This window comes from uncultured Veillonella sp. (assembly GCF_900545205.1).
Classification (GTDB): Bacteria; Bacillota; Negativicutes; order Veillonellales; family Veillonellaceae; genus Veillonella.
The window spans coordinates 1-22,641 of sequence record NZ_UQYC01000002.1; the positions used below are offsets into that span (position 1 = coordinate 1).

At 40.0% G+C, this 22,641-nt stretch carries 18 protein-coding genes; 6 read left to right on the forward strand and 12 right to left on the reverse strand.

The annotated features are described in order from the left end of the window. From QZR70_RS00240 to QZR70_RS00260, 5 genes are all read right to left on the reverse strand, one after another. Positions 1 to 1,521 (reverse strand): nitrite/sulfite reductase (locus tag QZR70_RS00240; protein WP_295792245.1); only part of this gene is annotated, 1,521 nt, incomplete at its 3' end. Between the two features lie 262 nt (positions 1,522 to 1,783). After that, on the reverse strand, positions 1,784 to 3,175 hold the full coding sequence (locus QZR70_RS00245; RefSeq protein ID WP_295792248.1) for a cation:dicarboxylate symporter family transporter: 1,392 nt from the start codon (positions 3,173 to 3,175) through the stop codon (positions 1,784 to 1,786). Between the two features lie 275 nt (positions 3,176 to 3,450). Beyond that, positions 3,451 to 4,179 (reverse strand): lactate utilization protein C, encoded by a 729-nt coding sequence (locus tag QZR70_RS00250; protein ID WP_105089835.1) that lies wholly within the window; start codon positions 4,177 to 4,179, stop codon positions 3,451 to 3,453. Further along, a complete protein-coding gene (locus QZR70_RS00255) occupies positions 4,179 to 5,624 on the reverse strand; it encodes a LutB/LldF family L-lactate oxidation iron-sulfur protein (RefSeq protein WP_105089836.1) in 1,446 nt (481 codons plus the stop codon). The genes QZR70_RS00250 and QZR70_RS00255 overlap by 1 nt, the downstream gene beginning before the upstream one ends. Positions 5,625 to 5,636: 12 nt before the next feature. Next, positions 5,637 to 6,374, reverse strand: coding sequence for a (Fe-S)-binding protein (locus QZR70_RS00260; protein ID WP_119207368.1), 738 nt, complete (start codon positions 6,372 to 6,374; stop codon positions 5,637 to 5,639). Positions 6,375 to 6,899: 525 nt separating this feature from the next. Here QZR70_RS00260 and QZR70_RS00265 point away from each other — a divergent pair. After that, complete coding sequence (locus tag QZR70_RS00265; protein WP_295792259.1) at positions 6,900 to 8,681, forward strand: S-layer homology domain-containing protein; 1,782 nt, start codon at positions 6,900 to 6,902, stop codon at positions 8,679 to 8,681. A gap of 178 nt (positions 8,682 to 8,859) precedes the next feature. Continuing rightward, positions 8,860 to 10,236: an S-layer homology domain-containing protein gene (locus QZR70_RS00270; RefSeq protein WP_105085056.1), complete on the forward strand. Its 1,377-nt coding sequence runs from the start codon at positions 8,860 to 8,862 to the stop codon at positions 10,234 to 10,236. 193 nt (positions 10,237 to 10,429) lie between these two features. Here QZR70_RS00270 and QZR70_RS00275 read toward each other — a convergent pair whose 3' ends face one another. Further along, positions 10,430 to 11,272, reverse strand: coding sequence for a hypothetical protein (locus tag QZR70_RS00275; RefSeq protein ID WP_295792267.1), 843 nt, complete (start codon positions 11,270 to 11,272; stop codon positions 10,430 to 10,432). A gap of 11 nt (positions 11,273 to 11,283) precedes the next feature. Then, positions 11,284 to 13,365: an OPT family oligopeptide transporter gene (locus tag QZR70_RS00280; protein WP_105085064.1), complete on the reverse strand. Its 2,082-nt coding sequence runs from the start codon at positions 13,363 to 13,365 to the stop codon at positions 11,284 to 11,286. A 449-nt stretch (positions 13,366 to 13,814) separates the two neighbouring features. Between QZR70_RS00280 and QZR70_RS00285 the strand changes: the two genes are divergently transcribed. Beyond that, positions 13,815 to 15,170 (forward strand): lyase family protein, encoded by a 1,356-nt coding sequence (locus QZR70_RS00285; protein WP_295792273.1) that lies wholly within the window; start codon positions 13,815 to 13,817, stop codon positions 15,168 to 15,170. A 695-nt stretch (positions 15,171 to 15,865) separates the two neighbouring features. On the opposite strand, the gene QZR70_RS00290 is transcribed toward QZR70_RS00285, so the two are convergent. From QZR70_RS00290 to QZR70_RS00300, 3 genes are all read right to left on the reverse strand, one after another. After that, the gene (locus QZR70_RS00290; protein ID WP_295792275.1) at positions 15,866 to 17,047 is read right to left on the reverse strand and encodes a metallophosphoesterase; all 1,182 of its coding nucleotides are present in this window, start codon (positions 17,045 to 17,047) and stop codon (positions 15,866 to 15,868) included. Between the two features lie 16 nt (positions 17,048 to 17,063). Continuing rightward, positions 17,064 to 18,161 (reverse strand): A/G-specific adenine glycosylase, encoded by a 1,098-nt coding sequence (gene mutY, locus QZR70_RS00295; RefSeq protein ID WP_295792277.1) that lies wholly within the window; start codon positions 18,159 to 18,161, stop codon positions 17,064 to 17,066. Between the two features lie 116 nt (positions 18,162 to 18,277). Further along, positions 18,278 to 18,799, reverse strand: a complete 522-nt coding sequence (locus tag QZR70_RS00300; protein ID WP_295792280.1) for an 8-oxo-dGTP diphosphatase — start codon at positions 18,797 to 18,799, stop codon at positions 18,278 to 18,280. A 117-nt stretch (positions 18,800 to 18,916) separates the two neighbouring features. On the opposite strand from QZR70_RS00300, the gene QZR70_RS00305 reads away from it, so the two are divergent. The 3 genes from QZR70_RS00305 to QZR70_RS00315 all read left to right on the forward strand — a co-directional run bounded on the left by QZR70_RS00305 (position 18,917) and on the right by QZR70_RS00315 (position 20,828). Further along, complete coding sequence (locus QZR70_RS00305) at positions 18,917 to 19,690, forward strand: DUF4931 domain-containing protein (protein WP_295792282.1); 774 nt, start codon at positions 18,917 to 18,919, stop codon at positions 19,688 to 19,690. An 85-nt stretch (positions 19,691 to 19,775) separates the two neighbouring features. After that, positions 19,776 to 20,588: a metallophosphoesterase gene (locus QZR70_RS00310; protein ID WP_295792284.1), complete on the forward strand. Its 813-nt coding sequence runs from the start codon at positions 19,776 to 19,778 to the stop codon at positions 20,586 to 20,588. Between the two features lie 9 nt (positions 20,589 to 20,597). Continuing rightward, positions 20,598 to 20,828: a hypothetical protein gene (locus tag QZR70_RS00315; protein ID WP_005385164.1), complete on the forward strand. Its 231-nt coding sequence runs from the start codon at positions 20,598 to 20,600 to the stop codon at positions 20,826 to 20,828. Positions 20,829 to 20,917: 89 nt separating this feature from the next. On the opposite strand, the gene QZR70_RS00320 is transcribed toward QZR70_RS00315, so the two are convergent. Together QZR70_RS00320 and crcB are read right to left on the reverse strand one after the other, a co-directional pair. Further along, on the reverse strand, positions 20,918 to 21,898 hold the full coding sequence (locus QZR70_RS00320) for a molybdopterin-binding protein (RefSeq protein ID WP_295792286.1): 981 nt from the start codon (positions 21,896 to 21,898) through the stop codon (positions 20,918 to 20,920). A 288-nt stretch (positions 21,899 to 22,186) separates the two neighbouring features. Further along, on the reverse strand, positions 22,187 to 22,567 hold the full coding sequence (crcB, locus tag QZR70_RS00325) for a fluoride efflux transporter CrcB (protein WP_295792288.1): 381 nt from the start codon (positions 22,565 to 22,567) through the stop codon (positions 22,187 to 22,189). Positions 22,568 to 22,641 lie beyond the last annotated feature (74 nt).

The window sequence follows — 22,641 nt, forward strand, 5'->3', positions numbered from 1 at the left end:
CGCTTTGTGTGTCATTCTCCAGGTACCAAAGTCTGGTTCTGGAGATTGGTTAAGAATGTTAGCCAAGGCTTCTAAGAATTCTGGAATTTTTGTGGCTACAATATTGCCTGCCATTTTACCAAAGTTTTCAGAGCCCATGTGTTCAGAGCCACCGTCTACAAGGATAAAGGCTACTGTAGGTTTCTTGTCTACTAGTTTTACAGCACCATGAAAGCCAATTTCACCGATTTGGTGTGTACCACAGGAGTGTGGACAGCCAGAGATGTGTAAGCGAGGTAGTTTTTTAGTATCTATGCCCTTTTCTTCAAGATGTGCAAAGATATCTTTCAACAGACCATTGGAGTCTTGCATACCGATTTGACAAACCGTAGAGCCTACACAGGATACGGAGCGGCGGAAGTCATTTTCTGCACTGTCATCTGTTAATTCTGCAATTTTACGAGCCTCATCAGCAGTAAGGTTGATAAAGAACAATGCTTGGTCTGGCGCAATACGAGCCTCCACTTGATCCAGTGTTACTGCATAGTCGAGAGCAGCCAATAGATGTTCTACATTAGCATCGCCACCTGCCGGATGGTATTCAACGTAGTATAAACCTTCTTGTTTTTGACGGTGAATACGATCATTTTCCACAGAATTATCACGCTTACCTGTTTTCGTAATTTCATACGCATAGTCAGCTGGATTAATGGTTAATTGCTCAACTTCTTTCACCATTGCCAATGTTTCTTCATAAGTCTTGATGAAAGCTTCAGCCCCGCCCATTTCAGCAGGCATGTAACGGGTACGAGCCTTACCGCGGTTTTTGAAATTGCCATGGTTAGCAAAAACCATAAGCATAGCTTTCACATGATATAATACATCCTCAGGTTGCACATCATGTGCCACAGGAATACCAATGCGAGGATTTGGGCCAATACCACCACAAGCGTATACATCAAAAGTATTATGTTTCGTTAAATTGAAACCAAGGTCCTTGAATGTAGCATGAGGCGTACTATCAAAGCCATTGTCGATGCCCATTTTAAACTTGCGAGGGATTTTGATGTAGAACATTTGCTCTAAAAGGAACTCGCTAATAGCCGTTGCATACGGCGTTATGTCGAGGGTTTCACGAGGATCAATACCGCGCAAAATACTAGCCACTACATTCGGATTGTCTCCACCAGCACCGCGATTATAGATACCATGGTCATAGCATTCTTTATAGAGGTTTAAAATAGTATCGCCATCGAGGCCATGCATTTGTAAGCATTGGCCGGTAGTGAAATGTACGTGTTGTAAGTTATATTTACGAATAGCATCTGCTAAGAACTGCATGTGCTCGCGCGTCATACGGCCCCCATTAAAGCGCCAACGGCTCATACCGGAGTTAGCACCGCGTTCGGCGTAACTACCATAAGCACCAGATTGGCCTTTATAGTCCGCAATAGACATTTCTTTCTTATAGAATTTGTGCGTCATATCTTCAAACTTTGGATAATCTGCAATTAATCGATCTTTCAATTCTTGTGTAATCATACTATTACCCTCTTGGCTTATATCTATTAAGCATAATACAAAACTTTGTATTGGTTAGTATACCATATACGCATACATATGTTAGTAGCCAAGCTCACAATTTTAATATCAATTACAAATAATATGCTTTACAATCTGTAATAATAATCACTTTTAATTAGGGTATTGAAAAATCCTAATCACATAAAAAAAGAACAGCCCAAAGGCTGTTCTTTCATTATTATTAAATTCTACTGTGTAGAGATAATTTTAAGTCTACCTATTAAACTCGACCTTCATTAGGATTGTTATAGGCATCTTTATCGATAGTGCCCATGATTTTATCTACTACAAGCGCATTTGTTAAGGAACCAGATACGTTCAAGCATGTACGGCCCATGTCGATTAATGGATCGATAGCAAGGATTGGGCTGATAGATGTGAAGTATGCACCAAGGCCTGTACCACTAAGGGATACGGATGCAGCCATTGTAGCTGTACCAGGAACACCAGCGATACCAACAGAACCGATAGCGATAACAATAACACTCATGATGTACATAGTCAAATCGAATGGAATATTTGCTACATTAGAGATATATACAACTACGAGTGCTGGGAATACGCCGGCACAACCTTGCATGCCCGCAGTAGTACCGAAGGATGCTACTGTATTAGCTGTTGTAGCATTTACGCCAAGACGTTTTGTCAACGTTTCAACAGTCAATGGCAATACGCCCATAGAGGAACGGGATGTGAAAGCTAACAAGAGTGGAGCTTTTGCTTTTTTGAAGTATGTAATTGGGTTGTAACCAAAGCTAGCAATCAAGATAGCTTGAACAACGAACATAATCAAAAGACCAACGTAAAGCAATACTACGAATAGACCCATGTCTAAGATAGCTTGCAAGCCACGTGTTGCCAATGTAGATGCCAATAAAGCAACTACGCCGTAAGGCATAAGACCAATAATGAAGTCTGCAACCCAGGAAATTAATTGGTGAAGTTCATCAAATAGCTTAGTAAAGATTTCCATGCTATTTGTGCCTGTTTTCTTCAACAAACGAGCAACACTACCCAAGATGATAGCAAATACTACGATGCCGATAACATTTGTTTCAGCAGCAGCTTGAATTGGGTTACTTGGAATCAACGCACGGAATGTATCAACCATTGGTTTGATTTCACGAATCTTTTTACCAGATTCAACGATATCAAAGCCTTGACCTAAGCCGAAAGCATTACCCAAGATAAGGCCAACGATAGCAGCAACAGCTACCATGCCAAGATTTGTAGAAACCATGGCAACCACTAATTTCTTAAGATTTGCACCTGCTTCCATGTGCAAGATAACATGTACAATGGAAATAAATACGATAGGAATAACAAGCATGCGGATCAAATCAATAAAGCCGCCCCCTACAAGGGAGAACCACTTTGTACTTTCCTTGATGTAAACCACTTTAGATGGATCATCTGGGAAGCCTGCAATAATTTGAATAGCAATACCAAGTACGGCACCAACAATAGTACCAATAATAACGAGATTACCAAAGGATGTGCCCTTGCGTTGCAAAGCATAAATACCGATTAACGCAAGTACAAACACTACGATAATACCGATACTTAATGGATTGCTTAGCATGAGGTAATCTGTAAAGAATGGAATATTCATAATACACCTCTTCTAATTCATATCACAATAATAGGTTATGAACTCAGTATATCATATATCGAAAAATTTACAAGTAAAATAATTCAAATTATATAAGTTTTTCTATGCGGATTCTGCAAGTTTTATAAATATGTTAATCTCCATAGATGTAGCGATACCTCTACCTTTTCAAGATACTCTATATCATAATAGAAAGTTACGCATATAAAAAGGTGACCTTCCATAGGAAGATCACCTTTAAGCTTATTTAGTTATAACAGTACCTAGTTGTAGGATTATCTGTTAACTAAAACGTAAGTTACTTGGATAGGACCATGAGCACCATCTACAGTAACCAACTCAATATCAGCTGTACGGGATGGACCGGAAATCAAGCAGATATTTGTAGGGAATTTAGATGGATCGTTGTGATAACGTTCAGCCAAATGTTCCATTGTTTGAGTCATACGTGGATTGATTGTATCAGTGTACAATACAGCGATATGTGTAGTAGGCAACAAGCTAATAGAACGGCCAGATTCTTCACCAGACGCTTGTACTACAGTAGCAGTTTCAGCAATACCGCAGTATGGGAATGTAATACCGATATCTGCATTAGCAGTGTTGGAGATACATTCTTCACGGCCTTTAGCTGGATCCCATTGGAAGTATGTACGAATGCCGCCATTATTAGCTGCATCTTGTTCGAATAATTCTTTTAATTTATATTCTTTTACTTCTGGAACACTTGGGAATACAACTTTACCGTTACCCCAGTCTTCAATAGCTGCCAAAATTGTTTCACCTAATTTATCAGGTGTAGTTTCAACGAATTTTGTACCAACACGTTGACATTGTTCCTTAAACATTGTCAAAATTTGATCTTTATTCAAATCTTTGAACATAGTTTCTTGAGGACCATGGCTGTAATCAAAACCCTCTACGAATGCAGGGCACATTTCTTGATCACGGCCTAATGCACGAGATAAACGTGCAATAAATTGTTTACGTTTAGCTTCATCCATTATTTTTTCTCCTTCTTCTTGTTCTTTTCATGTTCAGCATATAAGTCACGGAATTTTTTGAACTTCAATGTACCCATTTCTTTGGATTTAGTCCAGCCGTTCATAACTGGAACAGCTTGAGTCCATGTAGGCATATTGCCTTCTTTATTACTAATCAAGTTCATACCGATAGCGCCAGCTTTTGTGCCAAGGTCGAATAATGTGGAGTTACCGAACATCTTAGCTGCTGCAGTAAAGATTGCTTCTTCTGCTTTTGGACGAGTTTTTTCGATGTCAGCCATAATATGACGGTGTTCCATCAATAATTCATGCAATGGAATAGCTACTGGACAGTTTTCTGTACATGCACCGCACAATGTAGACGCATATGGAAGATCGCCTGCTACTTCGTAACCTTTGAACAATGGTGTCAATACAGCACCCATTGGACCTGGATATACGGAGCCATAACCGTGACCAGAGATGTGACGGTATACAGGACAGATGTTCATACATGCACCACAACGGATACAACGTAACATTTCTTGGAATGTACCACCTAAGATACCGGAACGACCGTTATCAATAATGATGATATGAGTTTCTTCAGGACCGTCTGCTTCACCAGCACGACCAGGGCCAGTCATCATGGAGAAGTAGTTTGAAATTTTAGCACCTACTGCAGAGCGGTTCAACATTTCCATCATAACGTCAAGAGCTTTGAAGTCAGGAACGATACGTTCTGTACCTAAGAAGATCAATTGAGTCTTAGGAATGGAGCTAGACATACGACCGTTACCTTCGTTGGAAACGATAGTACAAGTACCGGATGCCGCTACCGCAAAGTTACAACCATTAACACCTACGTCAGCTTTCAAGAAGCGCTCACGTACATAACCACGTACGAAGTGAGTCATTTCTGTAGGGTTTTCAGTACCAGTGTAACCTAATTTTTCAGCGAAAATTTCGCGGATTTTGTTACGTTCGAAGTGAAGGCCTGGTACAACGATATGAGATGGTGGGCTCACTGCTGTTTGCAAAATGAATTCAGCCAAGTCAGTTTCGTTTACTTCGATACCAGCTTCTTCAAGAACTTCGTTCAAACCAATTTCTTCAGTTAAGATAGTTTTGGATTTAACGATCATTTTAGCTTCGCGTTCACGAAGGATATCTAAAGCGATTTGAGTCGCTTCTTTATCGTCGAATGCAAAGTGAACTTTAGAACCAGCTTTTTCAGCGTTTTCAGCAAATTGGTTTACATAGTAATCCAAATTATTAAGCACGTGATCACGAAGTTTAGCTGCTTCTGCGCGGAAATCTAACCATTCAGGAACGTCCGCAACTACTGTATTACGTTTATCATAAAACACGTCTTGTGCTTTTTTGATAGCTGCAACTTTGAAATCGTCAGCCAAACATTCTTTTATACGTGTCTTATAGGGGCGATTGTCATATATAAGTGCCATGTCGTCTCCTCCTTAACGGCAGTTTAAGATTTCAGCAATATGCATTACTTTGATACGGCGATCGATTTCGCCTTCTTTATGAAGACGGTCAAGCATACCAGCGATGTTCATCAAGCACGCTTGGTCAGAACCAGAAATTACGTTAGCACCTGTGCCAGCAATTTCCAATGCTTTTTCGCGTGTCATAACTTCACTAATTTCAGGGTTCTTAACGGAGAATGTACCGCCGAAACCACAGCAACGGTCTGCACGTGGTAATTCAATCAAGTTAATATCTTTAACATTTCTAAGGAGTTTGAATGGAGGTTCTTTAACACCCATCAAACGAGTAACGTGGCAAGATGTATGATATGTAACGGATTCGTTGAAACGAGCCCCTACATCTTCAACACCTAATACATCAGTAATGAATTCAGTGAATTCATAAATTTTACCGCTCAATTTTTCTGCGCGTTTTTGCCATTCAGGTTGACCTTCCAAGAAATGTTGGTATTCGTCACGAATAGCAAATGCACAAGAGCCGGACATGCTGACTACATATTCAGCGTTCTCGAAGCATTCGATTGTATTCTTAATTGCATCCATAGCTGCGTCATTGTAACCAGAGTTAGTGAACATTTGGCCACAACATACTTGTTTCTTAGGCACTACGAGCTCGCAGCCTAATCTTTCAAGTACTTCTACACCAGCCATGCCTACATGTGGGTAGAACATGTCAATCAAACACTGTTGGAAAAGATGAATTTTCATATTATCGTCCTCGTCTTTTCTAGTACTTAACCTAATAAAAAATTTTGATATGTATGTGTTATGGCAAGAATTCTAGTGAAAGTTTTTCAATAATTTTCTGCCCGAAACATTACTTATGCTTTCAAATAAATATTCAAAAGCTTTATCGATATAATTATAAATTAATCATATAGAAAATGTCCAAAGGATTGCTATATTAGTATGTACCCTTTTATTTCTCATATCGTTATGACTTTTTGTAATAATAAACATTGCATTTTATCACATATACCTACTTATTTATAAATGATTCTTGTGAAAGTCCCGTAAACTCTAGATTTTGGGAATGTTTATCATTTTGTATTCTTCAATGGTTCTCTTATCGTTATTTACCTATAATTCATTGAATATTTATATAAATAGGCTTTAAATTTCAAATTCATGTAATTTTTATCCTTATATATTACATTTTCTTATAGTAGTGTATAAATTTAAAAAGTGTTATAATTTATTTTATATAAGTATAGTTTGAAAGGAGCCTTTTCAATGAAACTAAATAAATTATCTTTATCCTTGGCAATTACATTGGCCCTCGGTTCCACATTCGGCATGGCTCACGCTGAAACAACTGCGGCTCATGTAAAATCTGAAATATCTGCTACAGCTAATAAAGCTGAAGTAGCTGCTAAAGCTGATGAACACCGTGTAGATACATCTGTTAAAAATGATGCTAAACGTATTGATACTTCTGTAAAAAACGATGCTAAACGTGTAGATACATCTGTAAAAAATGACGCTAAACGCGTTGATACATCCGTAAAAAATGATGCTAAACATGGCACTACAGTTGTAAAACATGATGCAAAACATGCTAATACATCCGCTAAAGCCGATGCTAAGCGTGTAGATACATCTATGAAAAACGATGCAAAACGTGTTGACACTTCTGTAAAAAATGACGCTAAACGCGTTGATACATCTGTTAAAAATGATGTAAAAGAAGATGCTGCTAAGGTAGAAGGTAAAAAAGCTGTAAAAGCTAAAGAAAACTTACCTGCTGGCGTTTACCCTGACACAAAAGATAACTGGGCTCGCGATGCTATCCAAGCAATGACACAAGCTGGTTACCTTTCTGGTTATGCTGATAATACATTCAAACCTAGTGCACAAATCACTCGTGAACAAGCTGCTGCTATTTACGGTAAAGTATTACAACACAACTTAAATGAGCAAGAATTAGCTGATATTGTAACTAAAGAAGCTTCTACTTCCTACTCTGATGTAGAAGCAGATCGTTGGTCTAGCTCTGCTATCAAATTAGTAAGTGCTGCAGGCGTAATGGAAGGCACATCTAAAACAGCTTTCACACCTAGCAAAACTATGGACCGCGAACAATTCGTTGCTTCCGCAGCTAACCTAGCTAAAAAATTGAATCTTTCTACACCTGTAAAAACAGAAAAAGTAACATTCAAAGACGAAGCTAGCATCTCCTCTGCTTACTTGGCAGATATCCAATACATGGCACAACGTGGCATCGTAGCATCTGGGGCAACTGAAAACTTTAACCCTAAACAACCTGTAACAAGAGCACAAGCGGCAACAATCTTGAACCGCATGCTTAATGGTGCTGGCCTTGCAACACCAAAACATACTACAACTGAAGCAAAAGCTGAAACAGCTGTAAAAGAAGATGTAAAAAAAGCTGATACAGCAGCAGAAAAGGATGCGTCCAAAGTAAGCAAAGATGCTAAAAAAGATGTAGCTAAAGCTGACAAAGCCGTAAAAGCTGATGCAAAAAAAGTTGAAAAAGACGTAAAAGGCAATAAAAATGCTGCAGTAGCTCAAAAAACTGAACCTACTCGCACAGTTCGTCCTGTTCGTCGCAGCACGTTAAAAGCACTTGATCAAAAACAACAAGCTGCTTTGGAAGATAAAGTATTCGCTGAATTGAATAAAACATACAAAACAGAAGATGCGTTCCAAGATTACGGTGTAATGTACTGGCGTGACAATCAATTGCACGTAGCATTGAAAACAGATAGCGATATTTCCACAGTTAAAGCAAACCTTGCAGCACGTGGTGATTCCACTGTAAATAACTACGTTGTAGTTGAACCATCCCAATACAGCCAAACTGAATACGATGCAATCGATGCGAACTTCCGCAACTATTACAACAAAAACGAAAAAGCTGGTACAATTCTAGCTACATTCCCAGATGTAGAAAACAACCAACTTTACGCTGTTGTAACAACTGCATCCAAAGAAACTCAACAAGGAATGTCTAAATTATTCGGTTCCAAAGTAAAAATGACAGTAAAACGCTAATCGGCGTTCACTCAACCAGCCAAGGCAGCGTATACGTTTAGTATTACGCTGCTTTGTTTATATCTCTATGCATGCCTTATCATTCGCTATATAATGGATATAGATTTTTTTGTTGGTAAAAGTTTATATTCTTCGGCTATAAAACGTTAGCCATTTACCATAATTAGGAAGGATTTTTATGTACAAGAATACCCCTTATGTATTACGTGCCCTTGTTTTAGGCACACTATTAGCTACAACAGGCCTTAGTTTTGTTTCTGCTAATACTACAACTCATGCTCCTGCAGTAGCCTCCACTAAAGCTGAAGCGTCTACCGCAGACAATACAAAAGCAGTTACACCAAAAACAGATGTTACTAACGTAGAAGCAACTAAAGTAGAGTCTTCTAAATTTGATGCTGCTAAAGCTGCCACACCTATAGTTGTAAATACATCTATTGGTACGCCTCAAGATATTCAAAAAATCCGTGCCCACATCTTCTCTGATGTACCTAGCGATTTCTGGGCTGCCAACTCTATCAGTACTGTAACAAAAGCAAATCTTATGAAAGGTTATTCTGACGGTACATTCCGACCTAACCAACCTATGACTCGTGAAGAAGTAGCTGCTCTCTTCAACAACATCACAGATGATGGTACAGCAGCCTTCTTATCTAGCAAATTTAAAGATATTACATCTGATCGTTGGTCCGCTCTTGCCATCGAATCTGTAGCGCGCAAAAATATTATCAGCGGTTATGGCGATAACACATATAAACCTGAAAAATATATGTCTCGCCAAGAATTTGCTGTAGTAGCAGACAACTACATTCACTACTTAGGATACACAACAGAGGATCCAACAGCACTTGATAGTATTGCTTATGGAGACCAAAAATTCGTAGCTCCTTGGGCTCAAGACGCAGTTCGTGAACTTGCATACCTTGGCTTCACAAACTACGCTCCTGGCACATTATTCAACCCTGAAAAATATGTAACTCGTGCTGAAGCAGCTGAGATTGCATACCGCATGACACAAACAGAGCAAGCACTTGCCTTCCACAATACATTGTTCAAACAACAAGTAGAAAGCAAAACAGCTACTATTATCGACAAAACATTAGGCTATGGCAATGACTTCACTAAATTCCGTCAAGACGGTGCCCTCTTCTGGGATGGTGGTAAATTACATGCTTCTTTAACAGATAAGAAAAAAGCTGATGCTGTGGCTCATGCAATTTCTGAAACTCAAGACCCACAACTTGAAAGTGCTCTTGTAGTATCTCAAGGTAAATTAAATCAAGCGCAACTTGAAGATTATCAATCCGATGCTCTTGATTTATACAAAGCTAAAGAGCCAAAAGGTAATATCATTTCCATACGTCCTAATGACGATACAAGCGCTCTTATCATCACAGCAGACTCCGTTCAAAAGGACACTGTGAAAGCTTTCAAAAAGAAATTCAAAAACAATGTAGTCGTAGAATTACCAGAACCAGAGACAGTAAAAGCAGATGCAGCGATCCAATTCCCATTGCCTCCACGCGTAAACTACTACGATACAACAAATAAATAATTAAATAAACTCAATAATAAAAAATAATAAAAAGCCGTGTTCTTACACGGCTTTTTATTGTATCCCCACCAAAATGTATTATAAGACTATTATTAAATCTATAATGCAAAAAAAGAACCGCCCCCGAAGGAGCGGTTCTTTCACAATTAAACAGCTGTTACTATACACACATAATCGAATTCACACAGTTCGATTATTTTTTTGTTACATCATTTTGGCGGTCCCGTAAGTTACCAACTGGTACATATACGGTACCTGCACTGTGGATTGCATCCACGTCTTGTTGCAATACCATTACAACAGAATAGTCATCAGTTGTGTAGAATTCAGTAGGCATTTTGTCGATGTTTACTTCGCCGCCCAATTGATTCTTCACATCTTGATTATTCTCGATAGCATTCACTAAGTCTTTTTTGTTAAGGCCACCAAGGTCATACAAGGATAATTGACGACCTGTTGTAGTGTTGAATGTGAAGCCTTTTACATAGTTGACGCCATTAGCATCACGATCACGCATTGTGTACGTATGAATCAATACACTGAAAATACCATTTTTGTCTGTTTTAACATCGTAGTACATAACTACATTTGTTTTATCAGCGTCTTTGGCATTCAATTTTTCTACGTCGTTTTGTACTTTAGCAACGTATTTTTTGATAGTATTATTGATTGCTTTTTCTACAACTGGACTAACAGATTTAACTGTTGGGAACACTAGATCAAGATGATCTGTAGTGGATTCCACTGGAGATACAGCCACCTCTTTGCGGTCCATATAGCGGTCTGCATTAGGTGCTACTACTTCAACTGCATCGCGATCAACCTTAGATGCTACAGAGCGTAACGCACGGTTTTGCTCCGGTGTAGCAGTACTAGAGATACGGTATGTTAAATCGTTGCGATTTACTTTATTCGTATCAGCTTGAACTTTTTGCACTGTTGCAGTGTCTTTAGTTACAGGAATTTCGCTTGCTGCGAAAGATACTACTGGCAATGCAGCAGCCATCATGATGAGTACAGACTGTTTTAATTTCATTGTTTAACCTCTTATTGTTGTTCTTGCTCAGCTTTCATCGCTAAAGCTTCTTCTTTATTGAATTTGTGTGCTACAACACGACGAATTAAGTATAGACCAGCAAAGATGAATGCAAGCAATCCTAACCATTGTGCTGTGCTTTCAAATTGAGGACCCACTAATTCAAGTGGAGATTCACCACCACCAGTTGTAACAGACAATACAATAATAACAGCTATGATTACACCAATCAAGCTTTCACCAACAATCAAACCAGATGCAAAGAGAACACCGCGGCGGTTAGATTGTTCAACATCGTACTCAGCGAGTTCGCCAGCACGCATTTTAGCACGAGCTACTAGGTAACGGCCTACGAAATAGCTAATGAAAGAACCTAAGATGAGAGGCACTTCCAATGTTGGAGGTAAGTAAATACCCATACCAACTGCCAATGGAGGCAATGTTAAAGAAGCTGTTGTGCTCTTAAGAATTAAGTTAACGATAATTGCTACGACGCCAACACCAACGCCAATCAAGATGTAATCCCAATCCATGCTAGAACTGAAGATACCTTGAGCAATTGTAGTCATCAAAGTTGCTTGTGGAGCGGATAATGCAGCATTAGGGTCCATTTCAGGACGTGGTAACGCACCTGTGAAGCCGTATGCTTGGTAAAGCAAGTTAAGAACAGGAGCAATTGCAACTGCACCAGCTACAGAGCCAAGTAACAACGCAATTTGTTGACGCCAAGGTGTAGCACCAACGAGTTGACCTGTTTTCAAGTCTTGCAAGTTATCGTTAGAAATAGATGCAATGGCGATAACTACGGATGTCATGAAGATAGCCATAGCTGTAGCGAATTGTACGCCTGCTTCTGTAGCGAACAAGTTATTTTCAGAAGCGATGAAGTACACCACTAAGGAAGAAATAATAGTCGCCAAGATACCAATACCGGAGATTGGAGATGCAGATGTACCGATAAGACCTGCCATGTAACCACATGCAGCAGCTACGAAGAAGCCGATTAGCAATGCTACGAGAACACCTACGATAACAAGTGTCCACATTAAGCCTGCGCTAATAGGTACTGCAGATACGAAATCCCAGAATGTAAGAACTAAGCCTAAAAGGATGATACCGAACACGATGATAACAGATTTTGTGCTCATATCTGTATCCATACGATGCAATGCACGTTCAGTGGAACTGCTATTCATGGATTTAACAGAAATTTTCATACCTTCGATGATAGGTTTAATCAATGTAATCAAAGTCCAAATCGCTGCGATACCAATAGCACCAGCACCGATGAAACGAACTTTAGATTTCCAAACAGCCATTGCAAATTTAGCTGTAGCACCGCCGTCTGGAGCAAACATATTAGTTAAATAAGGTACAAAACCAGCCCAAGCGATGAGTACACCAACTAGGATAGCGATACCAGAAGCAATACCGATAAGGTAACCAGCGCCTAACAATGCTGTAGAGAAGCCCAACGGAATTTGAGTAATCCCCTTGCTACCTACAGGAAGCCAGAAACTCATGCTGTCTCCGAGCACTTTGAAACCATTTGCACAAAGACTGATAATACCAGCTACAAGACCACCGGATACGATATCACCCATACCGGAGCTAGATTGTGGACCTTGGCCAGCATTGTGAGATCCAACTTTCAAAATTTCTGCTGCTGCACGGCCTTCTGGATATGGTAGATCACTATTTACTACCATAGCACGACGCAATGGAATGGTGAATAACACACCTAAAGAACCACCGCATGCGCAGAGCAAGAATGTTTGCCAGAATGGGAAACCGTTCCAATACCCAAGCATGAGTAGACCTGGCAAGATAAAGATAATTGCGGACAAAGTACCGGCTGCAGAAGCCTGAGTTTGTACCATGTTGTTTTCAAGAACGTTAGAATCCTTGAAGAAACGTAAGATTGCCATTGAAATAATGGCTGCCGGAATGGATGACGAGAATGTCAAACCAACCTTCAAACCGAGATATACGTTAGATGCTGTAAAAATTACAGTAATCAATGCACCAAGTAGCATCCCACGTAGTGTCAGTTCCGGCAGATGAAGGTCATGGCTCATAAAGTCATGTTTCATAAGTACTTACCTCCTCTGTGAAACTAGAGCTTACAACAATATAATAAGCTACTTCCATTTTAACGTGTTAAAGCGATGATTTCAATATATATACGATATTTATAATGTATACATGTTTCATTAGTCCCTCAACTATGTAGGAAAAGGCAATAGTCCAAAAGCCTCCAAAGCCACCCACCCCGCTACGCGGGGCCGCTAAGTCGTTTTTGGACTATCGCCTTTCCCCTCTCAAATCGACCTTATATGAAACATGTATACAAATTAAATATAAATCATCCCATATATATTGGGAGAAGGGAAAAGATGTATATGCACAAATCGCATATACAACTCTCTTCTATATGAAAATAGAAATCATTATCTTTTATTCTGTACAAATATACAGGATTTTATATAATTAAAGTACCGACGATAAGGTCGGCATGTCTTTTAAGGAGGTTGTAAACATTATGGAAACAAGAATTGAATACGATTCAATGGGACCAGTCGAAGTCGACGCTAGACGAATTTACGGACCTCAAACGCAACGCTCGTTCAATAACTTTAAGATTGGTGACCACCGTATCCCTATTGAACAAATCAAAGCGCTTGCGCTTGTAAAAAAAGCATGTGCTTTAACCAATGCAAAATGTGGCGCAGTAACTGAGGAAAAAGCGAAACTCATCGCTCAAGTAGTCGATGAGATCATGGACGGCAAATGGGATGATGAGTTCCCATTAACTGTATTCCAAACAGGTTCTGGCACACAGACTAATATGAATGTGAACGAGGTAATTGCTCACCGAGCAAAACAGTTAGATGAAAGCAACCTGCTCCATCCTAACGACGATGTAAACCGCGGCCAAAGTACAAACGATACATTCCCTACGGCAATGCATATCTGCGCGTACTTTGAAATTACAAAACGCGTAATTCCTGCATTGGACGGCCTTATCCAATCCTTTGAAAAATTGCAAGAAAAAGGTAAAGGCTTACAAAAAGTTGGTCGTACACATCTACAAGATGCTACTTTCATCATGGTAGACCAAGAAATTAGCGCCTTTGTGGAAGGTCTAAAAACTGCCAAAACTATGCTCGTGCAAAACGCTGACCACCTACTCGACGTAGCTCTCGGTGGCACTGCGGTCGGCACAGGTGTAAACACGCCTAAAGGCTATCTAGACGTTATGGAAACTGTATTGCCAGAGGTAACAGGCGCGCCATTCCGTGTTAAGAATAACAAATTCCAAGGCCTATCTTTGAAAGATGCATTTATGATGGCTCACGGTGCACTTAACACATTGGCTACTACACTATTCAAAATCGCTAACGACGTTCGCTTCTTAGGCTCTGGCCCTCGCTGTGGCTATGGCGAATGGCATCTTCCTGAAAACGAACCGGGCTCCTCCATCATGCCAGGCAAGGTAAATCCTACACAATGTGAAGCCTTAGCCATGGTATGCGCCCAAGTATTCGGTCATAATACGACGATGACCCTCTGTGCAGGCAGCGGTGCGTTCCAATTGAACGTGTACATGCCTATCATGATCTATGATTTCGTTGAAAGCTGTCGCCTCCTCTCAGACGCTATGAACTCTTTCACAACACACTGCATCAACGGCGTAGAATTTGTACCTGAAAAACTCAACTTCTTCGTAGAACAATCTCTCATGATTGCCACATCCTTAACACCATATATCGGCTACGACAAGAGCGCTAAGGTTGTAAAAGAAGCATACAAACGTGGTTGCTCTATCAAAGAAATCATCTTGGAAGAAAAACTCATGACCGAAGACGAATTTGCTGAAGCAGTTCGCATGAAATAAACTCTCTCAACTCTATGACATATCTGTAACATCCTCTCATACCTCAAATGAACGGACAAAGCCCCGATACATAACGTATCGGGGCTTTATTTTAAATTACGACTTCATTACATATTTAATAAGAAGAAAACCTAAAGCATAAAATATTACTACACCAAAATATACATATGGTAATGAGCTTAGCAATTCATCAATTGGAATACCATTTAAAAGACGATATACAATCTGAACTATAGGAAATATAATAGCTACGATTATAATACTATAAAATAAAAATTTAAAAACACGTTTCACATTACTACTCCCACAAAACAAAAAACTCTATATAAATACTCTTTTATACTCCACTTTTTACTTCTCTAATATCTCACAAGTTTTATAGTCATTACCAGGATCAAAGATATGATAAAAACCATCTGTTTCGTATTTAGTAGTTCATAGGTCTCGTTAAATGTATCATTTTTGAATGCTTGTATTATCAGTTCTTCTTGTTTACTGAGTTCCAGGTATATATCTAAATGGCATCCAACTGCCACTAGTATTGCTATTTTGAGATATCCTTTATATATATCCGTTGTCATATCGTAGAGTAGAGAGATATCAAATAGCACAAGTAGAATGGTACATATAAGAAATTTATGGATAAAGGATTTACTATACATGATTGTATCCCTATAAGGAGCATAGCTTATGACCTAAGCTACGCCATCAAAGAATGTAATGACTGTAATTTCTCGTGGGCAGTTAATACGAATTGGGAACCAGTGACCTGTACCGTTATTGACGTAGCACACGCTTTGTTCTTCAACGTAGCGCCCTTTTGTATATGGTGTACCTGTTGGTACTAAAGGCATCCCCATAAATACAATTTGACCGCCATGGGTATGACCAGAAAGGGTCAACGGAATCTTGTGTTCAATGGCTTCTTCAAAGAATTCAGGGTGATGAGCCAATAGAATAACAAAGGCATAGTCTGGAATACCAGATAAAGCCTTATCAATCATAGCTTCACGTTTTTCTTTTTCTCGATCATTGTCGTACGCAACACCTGCAATATATACAGGTTGTTTACCGCCCATAATTTGAATATTGCTATTCACAAGAATATTCATCGGTGTATTGTGCTTCAATTCCTCTAACACCTTATTCACATCGTGATGGTATTCGTGATTGCCTAAAATGAAATCTACACCGTCAGGAATTTGTTTTGCAAAGGTCGTCAGTCTTTCACAAACCTGTGGCAACCAAGCCAGTTTATCGATTAAATCACCAGTGATAACAACGCGATTAGGCTTTTCTACAAGGGCGAGCTTTAAAATTTCATCAAGATCGTCTAAGTCGATGCTTGGCCCTACATGAATATCGCTGAGTTGAACGATTTTATAATCCTTTAACCCAGGCGGTAGGTTTGTATAACCGAAGCTTTCATGAGTGACCTCAATCTCATGTTGACCTACATAGGCAGCATAACTAGAACCACCGATTGTGGCTAACGGCACCACTGTGGCTGCCGTTCTAAAGAATGCGCGACGGCCCGTTCTATTTTCCTCTGGCGTTTTGCTCCAAATTTTATTAACCGCCCAGTATAGTAAACCTAGGACGATAAATACAGGAATAGCCAAGAATAGACCAAAAAGGAAACCGTAACTTTCAGTACGGAATATATTCATCAACGGATAATACATCGTTCCGTATAGATCTACTTGATTGAGTATATAGTATCGGATGGCAGCGAACCACGCACCGATAATAATTAGATAACCTACCCAAGCAGGCCATTTCTTTTTAGGCTTCCACAAGTTGAGGAAAAGCGCCCAAAAGCCTACCAATCCTATTATGAGGATAGCAGAGAATATAATATTAAATAGAATTCTCATTCATTGCTCCTATAAATTATTTTGCCATCTCCGTCAGTTTACCATGAGGGCCTGCCCAAGCATAATCGGCGAACTCGTCGCGCTTGATGAGCATCCAGTCCTTTGGCAATTGCTTTTGGATAGCTCCAATCGTTATATTTTCAGCATCTCCTACGTACGTCAAATCGCCGCGGAATGCTTTCATAAACCATTTCCGATGAGAGAAAATATGTGTTATTTGTTTTACTAATACAGGTTGTAAAGCTAGTTCAAAACCTAGATCTTTAACTAATTCTTCAAGGCCTTGTTCCCCTTCATCAAAAGCAGATATCATTTCTACAGATGGGAATTCCCACATAGACCGTAACAACCCACGATTAGGGCGTTTATGCAATAGATAATAGTCTTCGTATTGCAAGATACCTACAAATACAGGTACCTCTACAACCTTTGTTTTCTTGATTCGTACAGGTAATTTGTCCGTATCCTTATGTTGGTATGCTTCGCACATGTTTACAATAGGACATTCTCCACAGCGCGGCGTCTTTGGAATACATACGGCAGATCCAAAGTCCATCAAGGCTTGGTTAAAATCACCAGGCCGATCGTGAGGTAATGTTTCCTCTACAATAGCAGTTATAGCCTTCTTACCTTTAGTGCTCAAAATATCATCAAAGATGCGATATAAACGAGCGTAAATACGCAGCACATTGCCGTCTACAGCTACCTCTGGTTCGTTGTACGCCATAGATAGCACGGCCCCAGCCGTATAAGATCCTACGCCCTTCAATGACTCCATAGTCTTGCGGTCACGGGGCACAATACCACCGTAGTTTTCAACGACGTCCTTTACACCAAGGCGCAAGTTGCGAGCACGGCTATAGTAACCAAGCCCCTGCCAAGCGTGAACAACTTCATCCTCAGTAGCCTTTGCTAAGGCCTCTAAGGATGGAAATAAACGCATCCAGTTGTCATAGTAGGGCTTCATTGCCTCAATGCGCGTCTGCTGGCTCATCACCTCGGACACCCAAATCTTATAAGGGTCTCCACAATCGCGCCACGGCAAATCTCGCTTATTCACATCATACCACGCCAACAGCTGTGGCACCCACTTAGGGTTCTTTTTATCAGTCATATTACCTCAAAATATTATAAATTTAGGACTCTAGTACCACTTTCGTAACTACATAGCCCCTTTTTGTACTTTAATATCCACTAGCCTTATCTTGATATAAGCTAATAAGGTCCAACTTATCCGTTAATATATAGATCAATGCGCGCCAAGTGTTCGCTTTCAAGAACGGTGTCCACCGCGGTCAGATCCATCTTATCTACCGTACTGTTGTCTCGGCCAAATACGATAGGCCCTTTTAACTTCTTGCCTTCTAGCAACATTGGCAACCATTGGCGGTCACCATCCCACATGTGTTTATAGGGAATTTCATCGATTTTTAGCCAGTGAGGCTCCATCTCGTCTGTTTCCTCTACATTGCCTGTGAAAGCACGCAAAAAGTACACATAACCTACATGTGTTAAGCTTTCATCAAAAGGAAATTGAAAATCAAAGACAGCCACACATTCTAAATCTTCAGGGCGACCATGAAGTCCAGATTCCTCAAATAATTCGCGAATAGCACAGTCTCGGAAGCTTTCACCAGCCTCGAGTTTACCGCCAAATCCATTATATTTATCAGCCCCGAAACCACGTTTCTTACGACCTAGCAATATGCGATTTTGTTCATCAATGGGAAATACGAGCGTCGTCGGTTTCATAAGGCCTCCTTTATCGTTAAAATAATACCCTATTATTATACCATTATTTCATGTACGAATGGGCTAATTATGGTATGATTAAGAGTATAGATTTTCTTACGAGGAAGGAGGCACATGATGAATAAACCACTACGATTTAACATCGCACTAGGGCGCACTAAGCCTGTTAATATTCGGAATGAAGAAGTGCGCTGCCCCTTCTGTGATCGTGCAAAATTAACGGATATCCTAGATACATCTGGTCATATCATATGGCTCATGAACAAATATCCTGTACTAGATAAAACATGGCCCACGGTTATTATCGAAACAGAAACGGACGAAGGTGAATTTTCCACCTTGCCGGCTGATGAAGCGGCTCGTATTCTCCAATTCGGCCTTGATAAATGGCGCGAAACACGACAACGGAAAGAATTCAAATCTGTATTATTCTTTAAAAACCATGGCTATATGTCCGGTGGTTCCATTCGTCATCCGCACAGCCAAATCATAGGCCTTGAAGATTACGATTACCACGAAGATATTACAGCTCAAAATATGGAAGGCTGGCTCTTACACGAGGATCAAGATGTGCGCATCACCTTGTCTACACAGCCCATCATTGGCTTCTTTGAGTACAATATACGCTTTAAACCAGATGCACCTGTACGCTCCGTAGCGCTAAGATTACAACAAGTATTACGCTATGTATTGCGCAGCATCGCCAACTATAGCCATTCCTATAACTATTTTGTATATAATCTTGAGGACGGCTACGACTATATCAAGGTTGTGGCACGTTATGTAACAACACCACTCTATGTGGGCTACAAAATTCCTCAAACTTGTGACGAAGAGCGGGCTGCAAAAATCATCCAAGACATTGCACCGTACTTCCACGCCTCTAAATAGTTTAATGATACACATTTAATCTAAAGAGTTTTGATAATACATTTTTGTTCTAAATAGCTTTGAGTATATATTTGAAAGGATATTTATGAAAGTATTTGCCATCGGCGATCTCCATCTATCTGGCAATCCTCCGACGAAGCCGATGGATATTTTTGGTCCCCACTGGGATAATCACTGGAGCCGCATCAAAGAAGATTGGATGACCCGTGTAACAGACGAAGATATAGTCTTTCTCGTAGGTGACATGAGTTGGGCCCTTCGCCTCGATGAAGCGGCTTGCGACTTACAAGAAATTGCCTCCATGCCGGGCAAGAAATATATGATCCGCGGCAACCACGACTACTGGTGGGCCTCTGCCAACAAGATGCGAAACCTCATGGGCGATGCTATCACCTTCTTACAAGGTCATGGTACAGCACAGCTTATTCAAACAGCAGAAGGTCCACGCATCATTGCCTTTGGTGGCACACGCGCTTACCTCTGCCCTGGAGACTCCCATTTCACACCTGAAACAGACCAATCCATTTACGATAGAGAACTGATGCGCACCGAAGCAGCACTGCAAGAAATGGATAAAGCTATAGAAACACTAATAGAATCATTCGAATCAGAAACAAACTTGGATACTACGGACTCTGATAAAAACAATCCACCAACTATAGATATAGACAAGATACCAGTAACAAAAATCCTATTGTTACACTATCCGCCATTCAATGAATCCAACACGCCTTCCGGTTTTACGGATCTCATGGAGACATACAATGTAGATATGTGCATCTTTGGACATTTACACGACCAAATATCCTTTAAACGTATTCCAAAGGAGTTTGGATCCACCAAATTAGAGCTCGTATCTGCAGACTATCTAGACTTTAGACTGAAAGAAATTATGTAAGGAGAGACCATGAGTCGCATTCATAAAGAACATTTACAAGCGGGGTATATTTTTGGTGATACTATAAACCAAGAATATATTTACTTGCCCTCTGGTGAGGTAGGTACTGACCATCCTTTGGCAGTTCTGGAAACACCGACAAAGCGTGAGGACATTACATTGGACGAAGCAGTCCACATGATTGACACCCTTACGTTAAAACGTTGTAGCCATCCTACACTAGGAAAAAAATCATTTTAATACTATAATGGCACTAACAAATTAAGCGGGTAGATATCTACCCGCTTTTTGTATAGACTTATACAGTTTTTAGATATTCTATAAAAAGATTATCCCAAGAAGCCACCATGGCCCATTCGAATACAATCTTCTTTTGTGATTTCATCGTCTGCTACAAGGCGTGGTAAGATTTCGTCGAAAGCAGTCGGTTTGCTGAATAATACACCGCCTGGAACGCCGAGGATTGGTGTACCATCTGCGCAGTATGCAATACAAACCATGGAGCCTGGCAATACAGGTAAACCATAAGTCACTACCCGATCTGCATAGCGTTTAATGGCCCCTGGTGTTAAATCGTCTGGGTCAACGCTCATGCCACCAGTACAGAAAATAATATCAGCGCCAGCTTGTTTTACCTTGTCGATAGCCGCCACGATATCGTCTGTATTATCTGTTACAATTTCATGAGCTACTTTTTTTACACCGAATTCAACACAACGTTCTTCAATGATTGGGGTGAAAGCATCTTTAATGCGGCCTTCAAATACTTCGGAACCTGTAGTAACGATACCCATTGTTTTGCGTACGAATGGTTTTACATTGAGTAAAGGATGACCATTAGCGATTTTCTTCGCATCTTCTACTTGTTGTTCCTCTAACAATAATGGAATACAACGCATGCCTGCTAATTTATCACCTGCTTTCACAGGTGTATTATTAAATCTTGTTACGATGGTAAGCTCGCCAATGCTATTAATAGCATGTAGTCGCTCTACATCTACTTTAAAGAGGCCATCTACGTCTGCAATGGCTTCGATTTTACCTTGCGCCATAGGTCCGTCATGCATATTTTCACCGCCTGCCATATCGTACAAGGCACGCGCCACATCCTCTTCGTGTAAGAAGCCTTCATCTTCAGGCTCCATAACAAAGATATGCTCTTTACCAAGATCTAGTAATTTTGGAATATCCTCTTCCGTAATCGCATGGCCACGGCGGAACGGCGTATCTTTCACCTCGCCGATAACAATACGTACTAAATCATGTATTAATGCATGCCCTACAGCATCTTGTGTTCTAATGGATTTCATTTCTTTCCCCTTTAATTCAAAATTCTATGTCATATATTGAATTCTAAATTCTACTCACATATTAATTTCTAAAGTCTGCTCAAGTATTAAATTCTAAATTCTTCTCAAATGTTAAATTCTGAATTCTATACAATGTATGTTATAACAACAAAATGTATCTAATCCTATTCTGAATATCTTACAAATTGGTTTATAAATATATTCCGAATAAGACCTAAATAGTCTTATGTAGTAATCATATAAAAATGGCTTTATTTACGCTGTAACTCAAGTCACCTTATTTGTTAATTAGATTGTACAGAGTATACGCGCAAGTAGTACACCCACCCAGCAAAGGATTAAGCCCCCTACAACTTGTACAAAGCCATAGAATAAAGCTTGTACATAGGACTCAGACATCATTAGTTGTAGCATTTCAAAAGCAAAGGTAGAGAAGGTTGTAAAGGCACCTAGTCCACCTACAACTAGGAAAAATCTAGCCCATTGTGGTAAATCTGGCTTTTGCATGTAAAGCCCTAAAACGAGGCCAATAATGAGGCAACCGATGAGGTTTACTACGACCGTGCCATACGGAAAAGAGCTCACCTTTGTCATAACCCATTCACCAAGAGTCATACGACATAATGCTCCAATGGCCCCACCGAGGGCAACTGCAATGTATTTTTCCATATTGCCTCCTCTACTTACAGTACTATCCTACGACTTTCACAATACGTGTAATTATCTGAAATATCCGATAATTA

What these genes read in the sequence shown, in the direction of transcription:
- QZR70_RS00245 (WP_295792248.1), bottom strand. Translation starts at nt 3,175, where the DNA reads ATGAATATTCCATTCTTTACAGATTACCTCATGCTAAGCAATCCATTA.
- QZR70_RS00250 (WP_105089835.1), bottom strand. Translation starts at nt 4,179, where the DNA reads ATGGATGAAGCTAAACGTAAACAATTTATTGCACGTTTATCTCGTGCA.
- QZR70_RS00255 (WP_105089836.1), bottom strand. Translation starts at nt 5,624, where the DNA reads ATGGCACTTATATATGACAATCGCCCCTATAAGACACGTATAAAAGAA.
- QZR70_RS00260 (WP_119207368.1), bottom strand. Translation starts at nt 6,374, where the DNA reads ATGAAAATTCATCTTTTCCAACAGTGTTTGATTGACATGTTCTACCCA.
- QZR70_RS00265 (WP_295792259.1), top strand. Translation starts at nt 6,900, where the DNA reads ATGAAACTAAATAAATTATCTTTATCCTTGGCAATTACATTGGCCCTC.
- QZR70_RS00270 (WP_105085056.1), top strand. Translation starts at nt 8,860, where the DNA reads ATGTACAAGAATACCCCTTATGTATTACGTGCCCTTGTTTTAGGCACA.
- QZR70_RS00275 (WP_295792267.1), bottom strand. Translation starts at nt 11,272, where the DNA reads ATGAAATTAAAACAGTCTGTACTCATCATGATGGCTGCTGCATTGCCA.
- QZR70_RS00280 (WP_105085064.1), bottom strand. Translation starts at nt 13,365, where the DNA reads ATGAAACATGACTTTATGAGCCATGACCTTCATCTGCCGGAACTGACA.
- QZR70_RS00285 (WP_295792273.1), top strand. Translation starts at nt 13,815, where the DNA reads ATGGAAACAAGAATTGAATACGATTCAATGGGACCAGTCGAAGTCGAC.
- QZR70_RS00290 (WP_295792275.1), bottom strand. Translation starts at nt 17,047, where the DNA reads ATGAGAATTCTATTTAATATTATATTCTCTGCTATCCTCATAATAGGA.
- mutY (WP_295792277.1), bottom strand. Translation starts at nt 18,161, where the DNA reads ATGACTGATAAAAAGAACCCTAAGTGGGTGCCACAGCTGTTGGCGTGG.
- QZR70_RS00300 (WP_295792280.1), bottom strand. Translation starts at nt 18,799, where the DNA reads ATGAAACCGACGACGCTCGTATTTCCCATTGATGAACAAAATCGCATA.
- QZR70_RS00305 (WP_295792282.1), top strand. Translation starts at nt 18,917, where the DNA reads ATGAATAAACCACTACGATTTAACATCGCACTAGGGCGCACTAAGCCT.
- QZR70_RS00310 (WP_295792284.1), top strand. Translation starts at nt 19,776, where the DNA reads ATGAAAGTATTTGCCATCGGCGATCTCCATCTATCTGGCAATCCTCCG.
- QZR70_RS00315 (WP_005385164.1), top strand. Translation starts at nt 20,598, where the DNA reads ATGAGTCGCATTCATAAAGAACATTTACAAGCGGGGTATATTTTTGGT.
- QZR70_RS00320 (WP_295792286.1), bottom strand. Translation starts at nt 21,898, where the DNA reads ATGAAATCCATTAGAACACAAGATGCTGTAGGGCATGCATTAATACAT.
- crcB (WP_295792288.1), bottom strand. Translation starts at nt 22,567, where the DNA reads ATGGAAAAATACATTGCAGTTGCCCTCGGTGGGGCCATTGGAGCATTA.